21 protein-coding genes and 1 pseudogene are annotated in these 20592 nt (G+C 43.7%); 8 read left to right on the forward strand and 14 right to left on the reverse strand.

What is annotated here, in order from left to right:
• Positions 1-110 precede the first annotated feature (110 nt).
• Positions 111-878: an exodeoxyribonuclease III gene (locus AC1DV1_RS03040; protein WP_090638585.1), complete on the forward strand. Its 768-nt coding sequence runs from the start codon at positions 111-113 to the stop codon at positions 876-878.
• A 52-nt stretch (positions 879-930) separates the two neighbouring features.
• Here AC1DV1_RS03040 and AC1DV1_RS03045 read toward each other — a convergent pair whose 3' ends face one another.
• The 6 genes from AC1DV1_RS03045 to AC1DV1_RS03070 form a co-directional block, all read right to left on the reverse strand.
• A complete protein-coding gene (locus AC1DV1_RS03045) occupies positions 931-1578 on the reverse strand; it encodes a DNA-3-methyladenine glycosylase family protein (RefSeq protein WP_477355051.1) in 648 nt (215 codons plus the stop codon).
• Positions 1579-1583: 5 nt separating this feature from the next.
• The gene (locus AC1DV1_RS03050; protein ID WP_477355054.1) at positions 1584-2093 is read right to left on the reverse strand and encodes a hypothetical protein; all 510 of its coding nucleotides are present in this window, start codon (positions 2091-2093) and stop codon (positions 1584-1586) included.
• 323 nt (positions 2094-2416) lie between these two features.
• Positions 2417-2998, reverse strand: a complete 582-nt coding sequence (locus AC1DV1_RS03055) for a peroxiredoxin-like family protein (RefSeq protein WP_477355057.1) — start codon at positions 2996-2998, stop codon at positions 2417-2419.
• Between the two features lie 86 nt (positions 2999-3084).
• Positions 3085-3324, reverse strand: coding sequence for a hypothetical protein (locus tag AC1DV1_RS03060; protein ID WP_147054586.1), 240 nt, complete (start codon positions 3322-3324; stop codon positions 3085-3087).
• Between the two features lie 82 nt (positions 3325-3406).
• On the reverse strand, positions 3407-3685 hold the full coding sequence (locus tag AC1DV1_RS03065; protein ID WP_477355060.1) for a hypothetical protein: 279 nt from the start codon (positions 3683-3685) through the stop codon (positions 3407-3409).
• Between the two features lie 12 nt (positions 3686-3697).
• Positions 3698-4270, reverse strand: coding sequence for a sigma-70 family RNA polymerase sigma factor (locus tag AC1DV1_RS03070; RefSeq protein ID WP_477355064.1), 573 nt, complete (start codon positions 4268-4270; stop codon positions 3698-3700).
• 254 nt (positions 4271-4524) lie between these two features.
• Here AC1DV1_RS03070 and AC1DV1_RS03075 point away from each other — a divergent pair, with 254 nt between their 5' ends.
• The 4 genes from AC1DV1_RS03075 (at position 4525) to AC1DV1_RS03090 (ending at position 8665) form a co-directional block, all read left to right on the forward strand.
• A complete protein-coding gene (locus AC1DV1_RS03075) occupies positions 4525-5319 on the forward strand; it encodes a DUF1223 domain-containing protein (RefSeq protein ID WP_477355067.1) in 795 nt (264 codons plus the stop codon).
• A gap of 270 nt (positions 5320-5589) precedes the next feature.
• Entirely contained in the window at positions 5590-6303 is a 714-nt protein-coding gene (locus AC1DV1_RS03080; protein ID WP_477355070.1) for a cytochrome b/b6 domain-containing protein, read from the forward strand.
• Positions 6284-7078 (forward strand): molybdopterin-dependent oxidoreductase, encoded by a 795-nt coding sequence (locus AC1DV1_RS03085; protein ID WP_477355074.1) that lies wholly within the window; start codon positions 6284-6286, stop codon positions 7076-7078. Before AC1DV1_RS03080 ends, AC1DV1_RS03085 begins: the two co-directional genes overlap by 20 nt.
• Before the next feature lie 240 nt (positions 7079-7318).
• A complete protein-coding gene (locus AC1DV1_RS03090; protein ID WP_477355077.1) occupies positions 7319-8665 on the forward strand; it encodes an MFS transporter in 1347 nt (448 codons plus the stop codon).
• A gap of 165 nt (positions 8666-8830) precedes the next feature.
• On the opposite strand, the gene AC1DV1_RS03095 is transcribed toward AC1DV1_RS03090, so the two are convergent.
• The 5 genes from AC1DV1_RS03095 to AC1DV1_RS03115 form a co-directional block, all read right to left on the reverse strand.
• A complete protein-coding gene (locus AC1DV1_RS03095; RefSeq protein ID WP_477355080.1) occupies positions 8831-10069 on the reverse strand; it encodes a class I SAM-dependent methyltransferase in 1239 nt (412 codons plus the stop codon).
• Positions 10070-10289: 220 nt separating this feature from the next.
• Positions 10290-11135 carry a DUF1365 domain-containing protein gene (locus AC1DV1_RS03100; RefSeq protein ID WP_477355083.1) on the reverse strand — a complete coding sequence of 282 codons (846 nt, stop codon included), beginning with the start codon at positions 11133-11135 and terminating at the stop codon, positions 10290-10292.
• Between the two features lie 281 nt (positions 11136-11416).
• Positions 11417-12709 (reverse strand): NAD(P)/FAD-dependent oxidoreductase, encoded by a 1293-nt coding sequence (locus AC1DV1_RS03105; RefSeq protein WP_477355086.1) that lies wholly within the window; start codon positions 12707-12709, stop codon positions 11417-11419.
• A gap of 1 nt (position 12710) precedes the next feature.
• On the reverse strand, positions 12711-13844 hold the full coding sequence (locus tag AC1DV1_RS03110) for an alpha/beta hydrolase fold domain-containing protein (protein WP_477355089.1): 1134 nt from the start codon (positions 13842-13844) through the stop codon (positions 12711-12713).
• Positions 13841-14875 (reverse strand): SAM-dependent methyltransferase, encoded by a 1035-nt coding sequence (locus AC1DV1_RS03115; RefSeq protein WP_477355093.1) that lies wholly within the window; start codon positions 14873-14875, stop codon positions 13841-13843. Before AC1DV1_RS03115 ends, AC1DV1_RS03110 begins: the two co-directional genes overlap by 4 nt.
• 340 nt (positions 14876-15215) lie before the next feature.
• Between AC1DV1_RS03115 and AC1DV1_RS03120 the strand changes: the two genes are divergently transcribed.
• Entirely contained in the window at positions 15216-16424 is a 1209-nt protein-coding gene (locus AC1DV1_RS03120; RefSeq protein ID WP_477355096.1) for a BamA/TamA family outer membrane protein, read from the forward strand.
• A gap of 96 nt (positions 16425-16520) precedes the next feature.
• Positions 16521-17405 (forward strand): PAS domain S-box protein, encoded by an 885-nt coding sequence (locus AC1DV1_RS03125; RefSeq protein WP_477355099.1) that lies wholly within the window; start codon positions 16521-16523, stop codon positions 17403-17405.
• Positions 17406-17407: 2 nt separating this feature from the next.
• Here AC1DV1_RS03125 and AC1DV1_RS03130 read toward each other — a convergent pair.
• Positions 17408-17674: pseudogene (locus tag AC1DV1_RS03130) on the reverse strand (SPW repeat domain-containing protein); the annotation flags it as partial.
• 313 nt (positions 17675-17987) lie between these two features.
• Between AC1DV1_RS03130 and AC1DV1_RS03135 the strand changes: the two are divergent.
• Positions 17988-18119, forward strand: coding sequence for a hypothetical protein (locus tag AC1DV1_RS03135; protein ID WP_262713510.1), 132 nt, complete (start codon positions 17988-17990; stop codon positions 18117-18119).
• A gap of 275 nt (positions 18120-18394) precedes the next feature.
• Here the strand turns inward: AC1DV1_RS03135 and AC1DV1_RS03140 are convergent, their stop codons facing one another.
• Together AC1DV1_RS03140 and AC1DV1_RS03145 are read right to left on the reverse strand one after the other, a co-directional pair.
• Positions 18395-18913, reverse strand: a complete 519-nt coding sequence (locus AC1DV1_RS03140; RefSeq protein ID WP_477355102.1) for an Imm42 family immunity protein — start codon at positions 18911-18913, stop codon at positions 18395-18397.
• Between the two features lie 18 nt (positions 18914-18931).
• Positions 18932-20572, reverse strand: coding sequence for a S8 family serine peptidase (locus AC1DV1_RS03145; RefSeq protein ID WP_477355105.1), 1641 nt, complete (start codon positions 20570-20572; stop codon positions 18932-18934).
• Positions 20573-20592: the final 20 nt, after the last annotated feature.

Raw genomic sequence — 20592 nt, forward strand, 5'->3', positions numbered from 1 at the left:
CTTACAATATTTGATAAATGGTATCAAAACATTGCGGATATAACTAATATTGCAAAAAGTATTTTCCAATCATTTAAATCAAAAATTCCCCCTTCAGGGGGTTAGGGGGCATGAAAATAATCACTTATAACGTTAACGGTATCCGGTCGGCAATAAGCAAGAACTGGCTGGCCTGGCTACAGGCTACTGATGCCGATGTAGTTTGCCTTCAGGAAATTAAGGCTACGCCCGATGTACTAACTGATCTGGGGCTGGTTGACCAGATGGGCTATCAACACTACTGGTTCCCGGCCGAAAAAAAAGGGTACAGTGGTACTGCAATATTTACCAAACAACTGCCCAAGCATGTTGAATATGGCTGCGGCATCCCCGATTTTGACCGCGAGGGCCGTTGTATCCGGGTTGATTTTGACGAGGTATCGGTCATGAGCGCTTACTTCCCTTCCGGCTCAAGCGGCGATGAACGGCAGGTTTTTAAATACCGTTTCCTGGATGAATTTGGCCGGTATTTGACGCTCTTAAAATCAGAAATCCCTAACCTGGTGGTTTGCGGCGATTATAACATTTGCCATCGCCCCATTGATATCCACAACCCAAAATCAAACGCCAACTCATCCGGCTTTTTACCCGAAGAGCGCGAATGGATGGAGAAATTTATAGAAGGAGGTTTTATAGATACCTTTCGCCATGTGAATAAAGAGCCCCATAACTATACATGGTGGAGTTTCAGGGCCGGCGCACGCGGCAAAAACTTAGGCTGGCGCATTGATTACGCCATGGCCAGTACAGAACTGGAAGCCAACATCAAACGAGCTGCTATTTTACCCGAAGCCAAACACTCAGATCATTGCCCAGTGTTACTGGAGCTGGAGTTTTAACCCCCTAACCCCCCTGAAGGGGGAACTCATTTGCATAAAGCCTTTATAGCTTTCAAAAAACTCCTCCTTTAGGGGGCCGGGCGGCTGCCGACAAATAATAATGCCACAACAACATACTCGCCACGGTTTTATAGGGCGCCCACTGCTCTGCTACGGCAAGCACTTCTTCCCTGCTGGTATCTTTTGGTAATTTTTTCACCCGCTTTAAGGCATTCACAGCGGCCAGGTCGCCAATGGGGAATATGTTGGCATGTTGTAGTACAAACATCAGGTAAACATCCGCTGTCCAGTTGCCGATGCCTTTCAGGGCGGTAAGTTTGGTGCGGACAACATCATCAGGTAATTGTTTAAGGGCTGCTAAATCCATCTGGCCGCTGATGATAGCCTCGGCCAGGTATTTGGTATAGCTGGTTTTTTGCCGGCTAAAGTAACAGCTTTTAAATTCCTCGTCGGTAAGTAACAACACCCTCGCCGGTGTGACCTCCTGTACCCGCTCACGTATTTTGTTCAATGCGGATAGCGCCGAGGCCAGCGAAACCTGTTGCTCCAGGATAATGTGCACCAGGGTTTCGAACGTGTTGGGCCGCGACCAAAGCGGCGGATAGCCGTATGCGCTAATGATATCAGCCAGATCAGGATCGGCTAAAGCAAGTTCATCACAAATCTGGTGATAGTTGGTGTGGTTTATCCGGCCAAACATGGGCGTTATTCGGCTTGTTTTACAATGATCTTATCCAGGTTGTGCAAATACCTCCGGCCGGTTTTAAAATCAGCAGCCGAGCTCATTTGCAGGCTTTCGGGCATTTTATCGGCTTTTATACCATTTTTTTCTGTCAGCACAAAAACATGATTACCTACCTCGGTATTGTATAGCTCGTTCCAGGAGTAAACCACTTTGTAGCCATCGTTACCCTGGCAAATAAAATAAAAAGTACTTAGCAGCTTGGGGCTGCTGGTTTTAAATGCCGTGTGGCTTAAAATATCTTTCAGTAAAACGCCTTTTAGCTGGTCGTCCTTGTGTTTAAACTCACCTAAGTGGTTGGTCACGTTCATTTCGCCAATATCCTGCACCTTGTATTGCATAATGGAATCAATGGTAACAACCGATTCTTTTACAACCTGCCCGGTAATGCTGAACTTTTGTGTTTGGTTAATCTTTTCCTGGGCAAAGGCAGCCGTGCTATATAGTAATGCAATTAGTAGTAGTTTTTTCATGGTTTGGTAAATATAGGGAGCCTTATTGAAAATTTAAACAAGACTCCCCGATTATACCTGAACACACGCCAAAACATGGTTAACATAACTTAACACATTTTATATCAAACTTTTGCAAATATTTGATAATCAATATTTTATATTTTATCATGGTTAACACTAAACTGAGCGCGTAATTCAGGTGCATCCAAGTATTTGCGCCTGTTGGCCAATAAAGTTCCTTCGGTACCTGGATCATTTACCTGGGGCAGCCAATAAAACAAGGTTTCGTTTGATGCTTTTAGCTTCCCGACGACATGACCGGACAATCCAACGCACTGCCATTACAAAGCCCGCATAATATCGCTTATTGATGCCCGCCTGGTATAATCCTTATTAAAATGTACAAAAGTAATTTTCCCTGATTGATTAATTACATAAGTGGCCGGCACCGGCAGTACATGGTCGGTATTGCCATTGCTTGCATTCAGGTCAAGGCCAAAGCCCTTGTATTTAGCTACAGTAGCATCATCAAGTACATAGTTTACCTTATAATCTTTCATAATGGTATACCCCTTATCCTGCACTATCGAAAATGACGCATGTGTTTTCCGGATAGTTTTATCAATGCCTTCCTTAGTTTCGGGAGTTACCGCAATTACGTAGGCCCCCTTTGCACTCAGTAGTTGTAAAGAGTCCTGCAACTGGGCAATGTGCTTATTGCAATAAGGGCACCATTCGCCACGGTAAAAAAACAGCACCACAGATTTATGCGCCCTTAATAATGTCTTCAAATCAACGGACTTACCTGCATTATCGGTAGTACTAAAAACGGGGGCATTGTCCCCTTTGCTAAGCCCTGTTTGCGCGCAAAGCTGTAAGCCTGTAAAAGCAAGCACTAAAATTAAAATGTATTTTTTCATCATTGAATTAATTAAGCATTATAAAATAGGATTAAAAAAGAAGAGGGAGCATCACCTCCCTCTAAACGATCAACAAACCAAAAACCAGGTTACATTTTACCGGCTGTGTCTTTTTTCATTTTATCCATCTTCCCTTTTTCCATTTTGGCCATTTTTTTCTTTTCCATTTTAGCCATTTTCATTTTGCCCTTGGCCATTTTTCCGGTATCGCTTACTGCGGTAACCGATACTTTTAAATTTGCGGGTGTTAATGATTTAGCCTGCACGTTAAGGGTTAAACATAGTGCAACTACTGTTGCTGCCAATGCGCCTGAAATAATTGTTTTCATACTTTGATTTTTAGTTTTCATGTTGTTTTATACTAACATTTCAACCTTAGTCGGGCGGCTTAATGATACCTTACAAAATATTTTAATTTTTATTTAATTCCTCATCAATGCGGTGTTGCAGCTCTTTTTTAAAACCATCGTCAAGATGCGCTCCTTCGGTTTTCATCGAGTCATGAAAAAGTTGCTGCACCATTTGGTTAATAACACGGCTTTGCTTGTTATACAATGTACAAACCGAGCATCCCGCCAGGTGGATGCGCAGTTCGATAAATTCGCGGAAGCTTAATTTTTTGTATTGCTTTTTTTCAATCAAAAATGTAGCCTGCCTGCAATTGTATATAATATGTTTTAGTGGACTCATGTTGCTCTTTTTTTAAACCCAGTTTTTTTGCAGGCAAGCCCTCAGGTTAAGCTTGGCCCTGTGAATAATTACCCAAAAGTTGGCCTGTGTAACTTTAAGCTCGCTGCAAATAATATCTGTAGTGGCATCATCAATATGTTTCATGGTAAAAATAGCCATCCAAAGAGCGGGTAGTTTTTGCATGCACTTTTGTAATATGCTGTTAAACTCCTTGCCTGCCAGCGGGTCATGGTCTTCAATACCAAAAGGCTTTGGCTGGTAGGCCTTGTTCCAATGCCCGTTGTCTTCGTCAAAAAAATCCTGCTGCTCCTCTTCGGCCTGTTTAACATCGGTGTTTTTTAAGCCCGATGATTTTTTCCGGTAAACATCAATGATCTTATTTTTAAGGATAGCTGTTAGCCAGGTACGTTCGGAGCTTTTGCCTTCAAACTTATCGGCCCTTTGTAAAGCCGCCAAAAAAGTTTCCTGCACCAGGTCTTTAGCCATTTCTTCATCGTTCAATCGCGACAGCGTATAGCCATACAAATAATCGGCATGAGTTTCAACCCAAAGCCTGGGGTTTAAAAGTTGGTTATCAGCAGCCATTAAATAGTATTTTCATAAAACCTTTATTCTGTTAGTCGTTTATGCCGTCCAATCCTTACAATAAAATATTGCTTTTTTTACTTGCCCAAAACCGGTTTATAATTGCTTAAATTTACGTATATCCTGTTGATTATATTTTAATTACGCATTTATTTGCCTGTTACCGGGCCTGCCGAATAAAAAATTATTTTTTGTAAGGATATCCCAAACAAGCCGACTAAGCCATAAAAACGTATATCAAACTGATAAAAATTATGAAACGATTTAAAATATTGGCCGTTGCTGCCGGCCTTTCAATAGCAGTTTTGGCAACAACAGCATTTACTATCCATAGTAGCGGGGCAAAAAAAAGTTATCCCAAAATTACAGGCAACGGATTTGCGGTAATTGAGCTTTTTACATCCGAGGGTTGCTCCAGCTGCCCGCCGGCCGATGAGCTGGTGGCTCGGGTACAGAAAGAAGACGTTGACAAACCGGTTTACATTCTGGCTTTCCATGTTGATTACTGGAACCGCCTGGGCTGGAAAGACCCTTTTAGCAGTGCTGATTATTCGAAACGCCAAAACCAATATGCTAACTGGCTAAACCTGCAATCGGTTTATACGCCACAAGTAGTAGTTAACGGGCATAAGGAATTTGTAGGATCAGAAGAGGGTACTTTGCGTAATGCTATTACCGCCGGCTTACGCGCCGCCCCGGCGGGTGGGCTAACTCTTAACGCGCAGAATACCGCAGGCCATATTGCCGTGCAGTACAAGGCCGAAGGTGCAGGCAAGAACACCACATTACTATTGGCCCTGGTGCAAAAAAACGGGCAAACCAAAGTGCAGCGCGGCGAAAACGGCGGCCGCACACTATCGCATGTGCAAATAGTACGTAACCTACAAAGCGTGGTATTAAACACAGCTGGCACCGGCGCAGCAAATATTGCTTTGCCCAATGGTTTTAACGCCGCCAGTTACGAGGTTATTGGCTTTGTACAAAACAACGGCACTGGCGCCATATTGGCCGCGGCAAAATCGGGCTTTGATACCGGTGTAAGTAAATAATAAAAGAGAAAGCTTTGTTGTTCACAAACGGGTGTGGATTACAAACAAGGAATTTCAGAAAGTTTTTTTAATTCCCTCCCAATGGGAGGGGTGCGGCTGACAATGAGCGCAAAGGCAGGGAGGGGTTATACGAGCGACAAGCTGAATGGTGCTTGAATGCCTGATTTAACCCCTACCTCCTCCTTCCCCAAGGAAGGAATCGCACAAGCCGGCGCTCTTTTGAACATTCAACGCTTTAATTTTCCAAGTCAAACACCAAACCAACACTAAATGAAAATAATAAAAGAAAAACACCCGCTGGCCATGCGGTGGACGCATTGGGTGAATTTCCCCATCCTTACAATTATGATCTGGAGCGGGATGCTTATTTACTGGGCCAATGATGAGTACAGCATCACGCTGTTTGGGCATACCTTTTTTAGTTTTTTTCCCCAGGGGTTTTACCATGCCTTTAACATAACCCACCGGTTATCTGAGGGGATGGCTTTCCATTTCCTGTTTATGTGGGCTTTTGCAATTAACGGCCTGGTTTACGTATTGTACACCATCATATCGGGCGAATGGCGCGAACTGGTACCGCAAAAAAAATCGTTTAAAGAAGCCTGGCTGGTGTTGCTGCATGATTTGCACATCCGTAAAATGGCACCGCCTCAAAATAAATACAACGCGGCCCAGCGCATAGCCTATACCGCAATTATTGTAATGGGTTTTGGCTCGCTGATAACCGGGCTGGCTATTTACAAGCCGGTGCAGTTTTATTATTTAACCTGGTTTTGTGGCGGATATCATTTTGCGCGCATCCTTCACTTTGCTTTAACCATTGGCTATGTATTTTTCTTCCTGATCCATATTGTACAGGTGATACTTGCCGGCTGGAATAATTTCCGTTCGGTGATATCCGGATTTGAAGTTATCACCGTAAAAGATCCTGAACCTATTACCGAAACCCCAACCCTAACTACAGATGAAAACCCCGTTCAATAAAAAAAATAAAGGCCCTAAAAAAACTCTTACGGTTGAGCAAAAGATCAGCCGTCGTACTTTTATATCATTTGGCACCTTTTTTATAGCTGCCGGGGCCGCCTATGGTGGCTGGAAATGGCTTTATAATTCGCCCGAGGAAACGGCAACCGTAACCGCCGGGGCACGGGCTCCTTTACGCCGCGCCTTAAACAAAACCGAACTTGCCTTCCGCAGGGTATTCAGCAATAATAACCTGGTAAAAACTTATCCTAAAGAAATGGCTGCAAAAAATGTACGCCATAATGAAGACATTGGTAACGACGGAAAAATAGAGGCAGCGGCATGGCGTTTGCAAGTAAAAAAGCAATCGGGCGAGGTGCTGAGCATCTCTATTGATGACATTAAAGCCCTGCCAAAAACAGATATTGTTTATGATTTTAAATGCGTGGAAGGCTGGGACCAGATATCGCATTGGGGCGGCGTAAAATTCAGCGATTTTATAAGCCATTTTAAATTAGACGACCAGGTAAAATTACAATACGTAGGCCTGGCAACGCCCGATAAAGTGTATTATGTAGGTATTGATATGCCAAGCGCCATGCACCCGCAAACCTTGCTGGCTTACGAGGTAAATGAACAGCCGCTGCCGCCAAAACACGGCGCGCCCTTAAGGCTCATTATCCCGGTTAAATACGGCATCAAAAACCTGAAACGCATAGGCACCATGACTTTTAGCGATAACCGCCCGCCCGATTACTGGGCCGAGCAAGGCTATGATTATTACTCGGGACTTTAAAAAGGGGAAAGGTAAAAGGTCAAAGGTAAAAGGGGAAAGGTTAAAGGGGAAAGGGTGAATGATTCGCCTTTACCCCTCAAATAACCTTTCTCCGGTAGCTTATCCCCGTCAGCCGCAGCTGCCTTTTACCTTTCGCCTTTTACCTTTTACCTGCCCGGCGGCCGCCGAAGCTACCTTTCGCCTTTTACCTTTCGCCTCTCACCTTTGCGGCATTGAGTTAATATTTGCATATTGCAATACATGCCGGCAGCTAAACTTCCACTTTCAAAACAACTTGCTTATGCCTGCGGGATGATAGGCTGGAGCGTGATGACTAATATCATTATCGTGATGCTGCCTTACTTTTACCTGCCGCCATCCAACTCGGGCTTAATTCCGCTGGTGCCGCAGCTGCTGGTGTTTGGCGTGCTCAATATCATGTCAATCATCGTAGCCTCAGGCAGGTTTGTTGATGCTGTTTTTGATCCCTTTATAGGTTCATTGAGCGACAAAAGCGAAAACCCGCGAGGGCGGCGTATCCCTTTCATGAAATGGGCTATTTTGCCGGCGGTTGTTTTTTGCGCGCTTACTTTTCACCCGGTAACCCGATTGGAAAGCATGAAAAATGCGGCCTGGATCACGTTTACCCTTGTTTGCTTTTTTATGGCTGCCACCAGCTACATTATCCCTTATAACGCGCTATTGCCGGAAATGGCCGATACCGCAGCCGAAAAAGTAAAGCTCTCCTCGTTTCAACAGGTGGGTTTTGTTATCGGCATTATCATATCGGCCATGGTAAATAATTTTGCCGACCTGGTGCAGCATAGCTTCCACATTTTCGACCGCAATTCGGCTGTACAGTATACCATCTGGGGCTTGTGCGGCTTTGCCGGGTTAATCATGCTGGTGCCCGTTTTAAGTATCGATGAAAAAAAATACTCCAGCAGCAAGCCAACCCATTTACGGCTGATTCCGGCTATCAGAAAAACGTTTGAAAACCGAAATTTCAAGTACTACCTCATATCCGATTTTTCGTACTACATGTCGCTCAGTATCATATCAAGTGGCTTGTTATATTTTTTAACCGTACTGCTTAACCTGCCCGAATCAATGGGCGGGGTTTTAATGGGATCGATGGTGTTGTTTTCGCTGGTGTTTTATCCCATTGTTAATTTCCTGTCTAAAAAAATCGGTAAAAAAATAATCGTGCTTTTTTCTTTTGGCCTGTTGAGCCTCATTTTTGTAGCGATATTTTTCCTGGGTAAATTCCCGTTTGCGCCGCAGGTACAAATTTATATCCTGGTTTTAAGCGCGTCTTTTCCGCTGGCATCATTAGGCATCCTCCCGAATGCAATACTTGCCGAGATTGCCCAAAGCGAGGCCCTGCGTACGGGCGAAAACCGCGAAGGGATGTTTTTTGCTGTTAAATACCTGTTTGTAAAATTAGGCCAAACACTGGGTATAGCCCTGTTTGCTTTTTTAACCGTATATGGTAAAGATCCGGGCCATGATTACGGCCTGCGCCTTAACGGTATTTGCGGTGCGGTGCTTTGCCTGCTGGCTATTGTATTTTTTAGCCGGTTCAGGGAGCAGAAGGTGAGTGGATGAGGGAATTTGAAAATTTGAGGATTTGAAAATGTAATGAAGCGTAGGCATTGATTTCTTATCGCCGGAATAACGCCCTCGCGCCGCGTCACTGTTGCGGCGCATGCGCTCTTGAGGAGATTTGAAAAACCACTCACCCAATCAACTCAATCAACATTCACCCAAACACTACCTCCCAATATTATTAGGCCGTGTATAAACCAAATGCATCACGTTGATGTTGCGCATTTCAAAGGCGGCTTCGCAATAGCACAGGTAATAATTCCATTTGCGGATAAATTTATCGTCGAAGCCCAATGATCTTACTTTAGGCAGGTTGGCGTTAAAGGCTTCGTGCCATAATTTTAGGGTTTTTGCATAATCCAGCCCGATATCTTTCAAATCAACCATCGTCATATCGCCGGTGCGGTTAATAGATTGGTTGATGGCGCCTACCGATGGCAGCAGCGAACCGGGAAAAATATGTTTCTGAATCCAATCAACCCCCTTACGCAGGGCTTTGTAGCGTGAATCGGGCGAGGTTATTACCTGGATAGCCAGGATGCCATCTCTCTTTAACAGCTCATGGCATTTTTGGAAGTAAACATCCATATAGTTAAAGCCTACGGCTTCCAGCATTTCAACAGATACTATCTTGTCAAAAGTGCCATGCATCTGGCGGTAATCTTTTACCAGGATGCTTACCCTATCGCTTAAACCGGCTGCCTCAACACGCTCAACGGCCAATTTGTGCTGCTCTTCAGATATCGTTAATGAGGTTACTTTACAGCCATATTTTTGGGCCATGTAAATGGCATTGCCGCCCCAGCCGCTGCCAATTTCAAGCACATGATCGGTTGGTTTTAAATGTAGCTGGCGGCACAGCCTGTCATATTTGGCTATCTGTGCTTCTTCCAGGCTTAAGCCATCTTTATAAAAGTAAGCAGCCGAGTAAGTCATGGTAGGATCAAGAAAACTGGCAAAGAAATCGTTATTCAGATCGTAGTGTTCCGAGATGTTCCTTCGCGAGCCTTCAACCGTATTGGCCCTTTTAAAATGATATATTTTATTAAACCACTTCATGATGTTAAGCGACAACGTTTGAACTTTGCTGCCCGAAAGGCCCGGTGTATTTTCAATATTCAGCAGGAACCATTTAATTACATTAGTAATGTTATCGGTATCCCAAAGCCCGTCAACATAAGCCTCGCCAAAGCCAATGTCGCCGAATAAAATAAGGCGTTTATAAAATTCGCTGTGGTTTATGGTAACGCTTGCAGTAACATTACCCGTGCCGTTGCCCAGAACCATTTGCCCGCCATCGGGCAAAGTAAGGTAAAGGGTTCCCTTATCCATTTTTGATAGGATATTCAAAACGATATCCTGGTAAAAGCTATTGTTTTTTGTGATTGTAAGCGTGCTGGCCATGGTTCAGAAAACTATTATGCTGGTATGGTTATTTGTAATAGTTACGTAATTTAATTGGTGCAAGGTTTTATACAATTACAAAAAATTGCAATAAGGCATATGAAAGAGTCAAGAAATTAGATTCAAGAATCAAGAAAGACAAAAACAATGATCAATTTTTATATTTAATTTCGATCAAGAAAAAGCCACTAAACTGATAGCTTTTATATTCAAGCACTTTTTATTGTCTTAACTCTTGATTCTTGCCTCTTGGTTCTCTTCCAAAAGGTCTGAACACTTCTTTTTGCAGTTCTTTTTGATCGTCTTTTTTATGAAAAGGGATTTTTTTAAGCCAAAGCTTCAAAGCCTGCCAATGTATAAGCGTAATTACTTTTAGGGTGATGAGCGGGAAGCTGATAAAATAAAGCAACAGGTTGGCATCGGTAAGGGGTTTTCTTACTCCTTTTAACGTACTGATAAAAAAACGGTTGCCTTGTTTATCAAAATCATCAATTCTCACGTCCAGTTTTTCGCCGGGGATGTGCAGGTCGAAATCAAAATTGGTATCCATATCGATGAACGGCGATACATAAAAGTATTTTTCGGTGTTCAGTTTAAACTGATCGCCTTGCATAGCCCCGGCGCTTAAAAAGTATGGCTTCATCTCCAGAAAGGTATTGCAAACCTCCACTATTGAACAGGCAATTTGCCCGTTTTCGTGATAGCAAAAATAAAACGATACCGGGTTAAACTGGTAGCCCATGGTGCACAGGTTGGTAAGCACCATGATACGGCCGGCACCAATATCCACGCCGTTTTGTTGCAGATAAGCGGTGATATGCTGGCGGATGTTTTTGGAGGCATCCGGATTTTCGCGCGGCAGTTGCAAATGGTCTTTATCCCTGAAATTGAACAGGTTGAACCGGTTACGGCTCATCAGCTTCAGGCTTTTGCCCAGGCTATCAATCTCGTCCAGGTCGAGGTAAAACATAAACACCTCGTAGTGAAAGCTATGCACCTTTGGCGCAAGCCGGTGGTGCATCACTTTTGCCTTGTATAAGCAGGAATTGATAGCGGTGATTGCCATGTATGAATATACGGAATAAATGGCCAACTGGTTTAGCAAGGCCGGTAGCTTACCGAAAAATTAGGTGTTTTAAATTCCGGAAATTACGAGCGTCAAAAGGATCAGGCAGCCTCTACGAGGCAAAAAAGGGAGAGACAATATCTTCTACAAACGGGTAGCCTCTACGAGGCAAAAGTGCAATGCTGGTATGCCTCGTAGAGGCTACCCGTTTGTAGCACAAAAAACAAAGATCTTTTTGCCCCCTCGGGGCTACCTATTTTCCGGGAAAGTGCTTAAGATGCCTACACCGCCGGCTGGATCGCCACACTTTCATCATACACCGGCCTGCCCAGCAATTGCGAGCAAAGTTTAACGGCGCTGGCAAAGGCATCCTCGTGGAAGCCGTATTTAAAATAACTGCCACAGAAATAAACCGGCCCATCAAGGTTTAGCTTATACAACTGCTCCTGCGCGTTTATGGCGGGCACATCAAACAAAGGGTGGTGATAATCAATCTCGCGGATGATCTTTTTGGGGTCGATGTTATCGTGCGGGTTGATAGATACAAAATAGTTCTTTTTATCTGATACGCCCTGCAGCATGTTCATCCAGTAAATGGTGCTGGGGTTAAGTTTGCCCTTTTCATTTTGGATGCGGTAATTCCAGCTGGCCCAGGCCAGTTTGGTTTTGGGCATAATGCTTTCATCAGTATGCAGGGTGGCTTTGTTGTACTGGTATTTAAAGCAGGATAGCAGGCTGTGCTCGCGCGGCGTAGGCGTATCCAGCAAGGCAAGGGCCTGGTCGCCGTGTGTGGCTATAATCACCCTGTCGAATGTTTCCTGCGAGCCATCGGCTGCATATACCGTTACTTTTCCATCAGGGGTACGCACAACCCTGGTAGCTTTGCGGTTTATATGAATACGGTCTTTAAACGGCCGGATCAGGATCTCCCGGTACGATTGACTTCCTTTCTCCAACGTATACCACTGGTGCTGGGTATCCAGCCCTAAAAAGCCATGGTTCTGAAAAAATCGGATAAGCGTTACCGCCGGAAAATCCAGCATTTGCTCCATCGGGGTTGACCATACGGCCGAGCTCATGGGCACCAGGTATTTCCACAGCATTTCTTCTCCAAAACCAAACTCTTTTACATACCGGCCTATCGAATAACTGGCATACTTCGGGTCGTCAACAATTTTAACACTCTCTTTATTAAACCTGCCAATCTGCATCAGCATCTTAATGTATTTAATATTGAAAATGTTCTTGCGCTGTGCAAACAAGTGGTTTACACTCGAACCCGAATACTCCAGCCCGGTAGGCACATGTTGCACACTGAACGACATATCTGTTTTTTTAACCGGCGCGCCAATCTCGGCAAACAGTCGGCACAAGTTGGGGTAAGTATGATAGTTAAAAACCATAAAGCCGGTATCTACATATACGGGCTTACCCTCTTCGTCTACCGTTACAGTATTGGTATGGCCGCCAACATAGTTATTTTGCTCGTAAAAAGTAAGGTCGCTGTTGGGGTGCAGGAAATGGCCGCAGCCCATACCGGCAATACCGGTGCCTATAATAGCCGTTTTTAACATGTTATTTTGTTACCGTATTTAAAAAGCGTTCAACAGTATAGGTAGCCAGCTGCCCGCCAGGCCCGTTTAAATTAAAATCAAAGCCGTGGGTGGCCCAGGGCAGTTTTAAGTAAAAATGCTTGATGCCGTTTTGTTTTAGCTTCAGGTTTAACCTGCGGCTGTGCTCGGGCGATACCAATACATCGTTTTCGCCGTGGATGATCAATGTAGGCAAGGCTTGCTTACCCACAAACTCCAGTGGCGAGCAAGCCGCAAACTTTTGCGGTACCTGCTGATAGGTGCCCCCGATGTAATCGCGCATCACTTTACGCGAGTCCATGATCAACCGGCTTGATGGTATGGAATATCCCCAAACCATATCTGCCGGGCCATAATAATCAATTACTGCTTTCAGGCCAGGCTCATGCAAGGTGTAAGCAGCCAGCAAAGCTATCTGCGCCCCGGCCGACCGGCCCAGCAAAATAAAATTGTTGGTATCGATATGTAACTCCGCTGCATGTGCACGCAGGTAGGCAAAAGCGGCATGCACATCCTCAACCGGCGCAGGCGTTTGGTATTTGGGCGCCAGGCGATAAGTTATGGCAGCCACATTATAACCCCTGCTTGCCAGGTAGCTGTTTAATTGGGGCAGTTGTTTATTATCGCCCTTATTCCATGAACCGCCATGTACAACTACTACGCAGGGCCGGTTACCCACTTTTTGCGATGGGAAATAATCCATCGTAAGGTTTAAATCCGGGTACTTATTGTAGATATAGGTTTTAAATGCAACCTCCTTGTTTCCCCTGAACATATTAAAAAAACTATACGGTGGCTGTGTATTGGCACCATCAATAATAGTGCTGCCCGGGCCAAACGCTGCGGTAAAATTCTGCTTAAGATTTGCGGCTACATTATAGGCCCTAATTATTGGTGTGGTAAATAAAATAAGGGCCAAAACACCCGTAATCGTTCCGGCGAGTTGGTATTTTGCCGAAAAAAATCCCGACAAAAGCGCGGCTAAACTAAACAGCATAAACACCCAGCAAAACTCTGTGGCGATGATGGATACCATCCACATGGTGTATTCAAAGGCTTTAAAAATTGAGAGTAAGGATATCAGCAATAATATAATGCAGATTACAAAACGGATCATGCTGCTTTTTTATGAAATAAATAGTGACTTACAATCCATTCGTTACCGTTATTATAGCTCCAAAGCTCGGCGCAGGCCATGTAAAATATACGCCAGTACACCCACCATTTCACGGCCTGGTCTTTCCCGTAGGTTTGCTCAAACAATGGCATAATTTCGGCTTTGTGTTTATCCATATTGTTTAGCCAGGCCTCGGATGTTTTGCCGTAATGGCTGCCGCTTACGTGCCAGTGTTTTTCAACCAACAGGTCGTCGTTAAAATAAAACATCAGGTCGTCGCTGGGCATAATGCCGCCGGTAAAAAAGTATTTGCTCATCCAGTCGGTTTGGTCAATTACCTCAAACAGGTAAGCGTATTCCTTGTGGGTAAATATATGAATGAACAGCTTGCCATCCAGCTTTAAAAACGACGCTACTTTGGCCATCAGCAACTGGTAATTACGCATATGCTCAAACATCTCTACCGATACCACTCTGTCGAATTTATCGGCTATCGTAAAAGTATTCATATCGGCGGTAAGCACAGTAAGGTTGCTTATTCCCCGCCTATCGGCCTGCTCATCAATATGGGCTTTTTGGGTACGGGAATTGGACACCACCGTGAAATTGCTTTGCGGAAATTTAGCTGCCATGTACAAGGATAATGAACCCCAGCCACAACCCAGTTCCAAAACATTCATGCCGTCGGTTAGTTCGGCACGCTGGCAGGTAAGTTCCAGCATATCATCTTCAGATGTATCAATATCGGTAACCCCACGCTTCCAGTAACCGCTTGAGTATTTTAAATTTTTGCCCAGGCAGTACTGGTAAAATTGGGTTGGTACTTCGTAATGCTGTTCATTGGCATCAGCGGTATTAACAGCTATAGGCGATGACTTTAGCTGGGCAATCAACGACATTAAATGTACCTGCTGAGCCTCTACATCCCCTTTATTTTCATCGGCAAGGCGTTGCTTTAATAATTTACGAATCCCCTGCCTTAAAAGCAGGTCCGGAACTTTGTTTTGTTCAATTAGTTTATCGTACCACATATTTTAGGTTGTACGTTTAACGTGTTAAGTTATACGTTTTTTTGTTGAGTTGATTTTTAGAGGTATACGTTGTACGTTATAACTTGGATTTCGCCGCAGCTATTTTTATTATTTATCTCGACTTTTCACCTTACCGCGGAAGTGTTGTTTAATTTTTAACGGCACAAATACCTCTCTAAAAATCAAACAAAATCCCGCTTAACATGCGCACTTTCAAAATGATAAGTTTATATTAGCAATCACTAATTAATGCCCTAAATTGATTTCACTAATTTGCAGGTTTGCTCTTGCGCTACTTTTTCTTATCTCAACCGCAACTGCCATTCGTGCGCAAACCAGGATGAGTTTAGAGGATTCGCTAAAAACCCAGAGTGACGCCAATGGTCTTTTAAATTCCTTTTTCAGCAGTAAAAAACCGGCAACCGCAGATACCAGCCGCCAGGAAAAAAACTTTTTTTGGGCGGTATTACCTTCCGCAGCCTACAATCCAAGTGTGGGCTTTGCCGTAGGCGCAACATCGGCCGCGGGCAAATATTTTGGAGACAGGCGCAATACCATATTATCGGTTATGAACGCCGGGGCTTACATATCCACAAACGGCCTATCCACACTTGAGTTTAAACACAACGCTTTTACTTCAAAAAATATCTGGAACCTGCAGGGCACCCTACAGGTAGGCAAAACCATAGCCAAAGATAATGGCCTGGGCACCGGGCGGCGTAGTGTTGGCGACGGACCCTTTCATATGGGCGATCAGCACTTTGACGATAACCCCGATGAGTTTCCTATCAGGTATACTTACTTAAAAATAAACGAACGTATTTACCGGAAAATAACCGACCATATTTATGTGGGTGCCGGCCTTAGCTTTAATTTTTATAACAACATTGACGACAACCGCAAAAACATCCCGGTTGAAGAAACACACAACTACAGGTATAGTATCCGCAAGGGCTATTATCCTTTTAGATACAATGCAAACGGCATCCTGCTAAATTTTCAGTACAACAGCCGCGACCAGCCCAACCGGGCATTTAAAGGTATTTACGCCGATGTGATTTTGCGTACAAACCAGGGCTGGCTGGGCAGCAACCATAACGCAGTGCAGCTAAAAGCCGAATTCAGGAAATACTGGAGCCTGAGCGATACCGACCCCGAAAACGTGCTGGCCTTTTGGCACTGGGCCAACTACCTCCTGAGCGGATCGCTACCTTACCTTGAATTACCCGGCACCGCAAGCGATGCTTATGGCCGTATTGGCCGGGCATTTATAATAGGGCGGTTTAAGGGGCCCTCCTTTGTTTATAACGAAGCCGAATACCGGTTCCCGCTAACTAAAAATAAGCTTTTAAGCGGTGTTACTTTTGTAAATATCGAATCGGCCAATAACCAGCGGGATATCAAATTATTCAGGTATTGGGAGCCCGGCGCAGGTTTTGGATTAAGGTTGCTGTTTAATAAATACACCCGATCAAACATGTGTTTTGATTACGCCCGCGGCAGCTATGGTTCCAATGGCTTTTTTTTAGGGCTTAACGAAGTGTTTTAAATACTTTATTTACATATAAAACACTTCTGTTAACTATAAACCACAAATGGTTTCATTTTTGCGAGGGGAAAGCGAACAGTTTTAACCTTAACAAAAATGCGCGTTCCATTAACCCCTGAGCTGCTTGGCAACCTGATAGAAAAAGGATACAGTTATCTTTTAGTAAATATTAACAGCCAGCTTACCGACGAAGCCGTTACCATTACCATGATGCCGGTAAAACAAAAACCGGCGTTAAGCAACCTGCCAGATGGTTACGAAACCTTTTATAAAATTACACGCGAACCGATGCAATTGGCCTGCGGTGTAGATAGCAGCAATATTTTTATTGAATATCATACTATTGATGATACCATCACCCAGGACGAATTATTTGACGACCGCTATTTCAGGATGAGCGAAGATTTTTTCAGGCAGGTATTGGAAAGCCTGGAAGATTACGCGGTAATTACTACCGATACCAATGGCGACATCAACAGCTGGAATACCGGCGCCGAAAAGGTGTTGGGTTATAAAGAGCATGAGATTTTAGGCAAATGCGCCGATGTGTTTTTTACGCCTGAAGATGTTGCAGCCGGTGTGCCGGAGCAGGAGTTAAAAACTGCCCTGAAAGAAGGCCGCGCTATCGACGAACGCTATCATATGCGTAAAGATGGCACCCTTTTTGGGGCAGCGGGCTGGTATTTCCGCTGCATGACGATCAGAACCGGCATCGCGGATATACCAAGATTATGCGCAACCTGCGCGAAAGGGAACAAGCACAGGAACAAAAAGCTCCTGAATAAAAAAGGGGCGCAAATTGCGCCCCTTTTTTATTATTTCATAATCTATGCAGCCCGAAATTACAATGAATCGGTTGAAGTGATACCTCCTTGTTGCAATGTATGTTCTTTATTAATCAATGGCGAACCTTGGGTAAAGATGCCCATGATAAATAACGCGCCACCAAAAAGTACCTGCGGAATCCAGATAGTTGAATGAAAATCATACACCCAAGGCGAGCACATTAAAAACGAACCCATAATTACATCGTTTACATTATGCATGCTCATCGGGAATACTTTTAAAAAGCCCAGTTTGTTATTGGCAAAAATAGCCATGATCAATTGCAACCATCCTATAATTAATGGTAAAAATAAAGCCGCGCCACCAATGTGCAAGGTATCAAATGTCCACAGTGTCGAAATTAGTAAAAGGGCAATTACATAATTTAAAACTGCATAAGTAGTTGTAGGAATGAAGCTTTTCATTGTTGTAGCTATTGTTGTGTTATAATTATATTATCGTACGTATGTTAAAAACCGTTTCAAAGTTAAACATTTATACAGTTTTTTGATATTTAAAATCTGCCGTAACGTTTTATATTACTTAAAACAAGTACCTTTAATTAATTGCTTTAGTAATTCGATTCAAAGATAAGCGTTTTAAAAAATAAAGCAATTCCTTTTCTTCCTTTAATGGCGGGGCAAAAGAAACTCCCGGCTAAGTACCATTTCCAATACAAATTAAACCAGGCTGCCAAGTTTGCTGGCCTAATATTAACATCTATAAAACAGAATCATCATGAGCAAGGACAGACAAGCCGTAAAAGAAAAAAAGAAACCTGCCGCCGAGGGCGGTAAAAAAGCGCCATCTGATTATCAATCGGGCAAAGCCAATGTGGTAAAACCCATTAATGCCGATAAGAAAAAGTAGTTTTTAGCGGGCGAAGATTTTCGGACGAGGGATCTCCGAAAGTAAATAGCGTGGAGTGTCTCGGTAGAAACCAGCCGCGACAAGAATATTATGTCATTGCGAGCGATAGCGTGGCAATCTCGTCGTATGCATAGCGGATTTACATAGTTCGCGATTGCTTCGTACCTCGCGATGACATAGTTTATTTTGTCATTTCTGTATTCATTGGATGTGTCGGCACCATAGCCAACTTTTCTATCGACTCATCGCCTGTGGAGACATATTCGATAGGTAGATTACTCCATAGAATCAATTTCAACAGACAGTGCCTCTATAAATTGCCGGGAAACGAATTCAAAATAATTCGTAGGTATAAATGCCTCTTCAATTTGATTTGTTTTATAAATTTTCCATATAAATCGTTGGCGGTTTTCAATAGGTTCATTGAGTAGTATGAGTCCTATCTTATCCCTTATGCTGTCTTCCCCGACTTTATCCAACCAAAATACATCTCTAAAATAACCGTAAGACGCACTCGTATTTCCTTTATAATCATCGTCGAAATACTTTTCATATACGTCATAAAATAGCTCATCCTTTGGTATTATTTCAGATCTGAAATAGATACGGTTTCCCGATTCCTTTAGAAAATCTTTCAGATAGGATAAAGAAATAGACAGTGTCGTAAATTCTTCATAAATACCAACTTGAACGTCCCCTATCCAAAAACAAAAATTTCCCCAATAATCGTTTTTGCCATGATCTACAAGTTCCCATTGGTATGCAAATAAACTTTTATCGCCTATAATTTTCATTGCACCTTTAACAAATCACTATTTCCTCTCGCCCTGCAAGGTTGCTGCTATCTGCAATGCCTTATAGGCGTTTACAATACCGCCGGTTTTGCTCAGTGTTGTAAAATCAACTTTGTCAGTTTTGCTGCCTGGTTTGTAAACCATGGTGCCGGTAAGCGGCGTGGCCGATGCCAGGATCACCTGTTTTAGCTGTTTGGCGCTCAGATTGGGATAATACTCTAATAAAAGAGCCGCTATACCTGATGTTATAGGTGCCGAAAAGCTGGTGCCATCCTCGGTGTTAAACTCCGCATCGGTATCAACAGTGGTAACCTTTACCCCCGGGGCAAAAACATCCACCATCTTTTTGCCGTAGTTGCTAAAGTCGCCGGCCAGGTGATCGCCCAATTTTGCTGATGAAGCACCTACATTGATCAGGTTATCTGCATCTGTTGATGATCCATCGGCAAATAAATCATTCGGATAATCGGGATTCTTATCCATATCGTCGTTATCATTTCCGGCAGCCAGTACCAACAGCACGTCTTTTGAAGCGGCATACTTAAACGCGTCATCAACCCATTGCTTATGAGGTGATAATTTCTTTCCAAAGCTCATGTTAATGATTTTGGCCCCATTATCAACCGCGTAGCGGATGGCGTTGGCAACATCTTTATCGTATTCATCGCCATTGGGCACCGTTTTAACGGCCATAATGCGCACATTATCGGCCACGCCATTGATTCCATAGCCGTTATTGCGTACAGCGCCAATAAGCCCGGCCACGCCTGTACCGTGCGATGCATCGGCAAATTTTAACAGGTTATTACCGTAAGGCTTATGGTCCATGGTATCTACATTGTCGCCAACAATTCTTTTACGGGCTTCCAGGTCGGGCGCAAGGTCATTGTTCAGTTTAGCCAGGTATTCGCTCAAATCCTTAATAATTTCGGCATTGGTTTTATTGCCGCCTTCCTGTGAAAATATGGTTGTCCAAACATATTTACTCTGGCTCAACGTATCGTTGGCGGTTTTCATGTTCACCAAATCCGTTTCCCTAAAAGTGCCGCTTGCCCCTATTTTAAGCGCTTGTTTAATATACCCGCTGGTTGCCATCAGCGCGTTCATGATAGGCTGCAGCTGCGTGGTTTCGGTAGTTGCCTTGTTCAGCGTGGTATCATAAATAGTTTTAACGCGCTGCCAATAAGCAAATTCCTTTTTGTTGGTAGCGGTGCTATCGGTAACATTTGCGTACTTGCCTTTCAGCTTATTATACTCGCGCACCTCCTCGGTAGTTTCGTTAAAATCGGCTTTGCCTCCGGCGCCGCCCAAAAAATTCCAGCCATGTATATCATCCACATAACCATTATGGTCGTCATCAATACCATTGCCCGGAATTTCCTTTTTATTTACCCATAAAATACTTTTCAGGTCTTTCTGCAAGGTGTCAATACCACTATCCAATGTGGCTACCACTACTGTTTTACTTTGCTTGCCTTTTACAAAAAGGTAAGCTTGTTTTAAGCTGATGCCAAAGTAACCCTCAGTTTTAAGATCCATCAGGTGCCAGAACTTTGGTGGTTCGGGCTCGGGCTTTTTCACGGCCTCCTGGGACGATACGCTTATTGTTAGTGACGAAAATAAAAGGCTGCTTAAAATAAATGGACGAAAATTGAACATGTACAAGTATTAGAAAATAA

Source organism: Mucilaginibacter sp. P4_D1 (assembly GCF_056401935.1).